Annotated in this window: 1 protein-coding gene; it reads right to left on the bottom strand. The window is 72.0% G+C overall.

Annotation, left to right across the window (positions count from 1 at the left end; all coding sequences use genetic code 11):
* Positions 1-811, bottom strand: an 811-nt coding sequence (locus AQJ58_RS40085) for an alcohol dehydrogenase catalytic domain-containing protein (protein ID WP_159056425.1), incomplete at both ends; no start/stop codon positions are given.

The raw sequence follows: 811 nt of genomic DNA, 5'->3' as shown, positions 1-811 counted from the left end.
GAACGCGCCCTCGAACGCCAGATCCCGGGACGACGCGATGTGTGCCTCGTCCAACCCCAGGCCCCGCAGAGTGCCCCACTTGCCGGCACTCGCCGTACCGAACACCTCCGCACCCAGATGCCGCGCCAACTGCACCGCGGCCATGCCCACACCACCCGCAGCCGCGTGCACCAGCACCGACTCACCCGGCTGCACCGCACCCAAATCCGTCAGCGCGTAATACGCCGTCAGGAACACGATCGGCACCGACGCCGCCTCCGCGAACGACCACCCCGCGGGCACCCGCGCCACCGTCCGCGCATCCGCCACCGCCACCGGCCCGAACGCACCCGAGAACATCCCGAACACCCGGTCACCGACCGCCAGCCCCGACACCCCGGGGCCGACCTCGGTCACCACACCCGCACCCTCCAGACCGAAGTCCTTCGCATCCCCCGGATACATACCGAGCGCGTTGAGCACATCACGGAAGTTCACACCCGCCGCACGGACGGCGATCCGCACCTGCTGATCCGCCAACTCACCGGACGACGGAACACCACGCAGCGCCAGCCCCTCCAGCGTGCCCTTCTCCACGATGTCCAGCCGCCAGGCGGACTCCTCCACCGGAACCGCCAACGCCCCACCGGACCCCGCACGCACCAGCCGCGGGACGAACACCACGCCACCGCGCACCGCGGCTTCCGGCTCGCCGGACGTCAACGCAGCCGCCACGACGGCCCAGGACTCGTCCGTGCCGTCGACGTCGACCAGCACGAACCGGCCCGGGTTCTCCGCCCGCGCCGCCCGCACCAGACCCCACACCGCGGCC

Origin of the sequence: Streptomyces sp. DSM 15324 (assembly GCF_001514285.1) — a bacterium.
Classification (GTDB): Bacteria; Actinomycetota; Actinomycetes; order Streptomycetales; family Streptomycetaceae; genus Streptomyces.
This window is presented reverse-complemented; position numbering and strand designations above follow the sequence as displayed.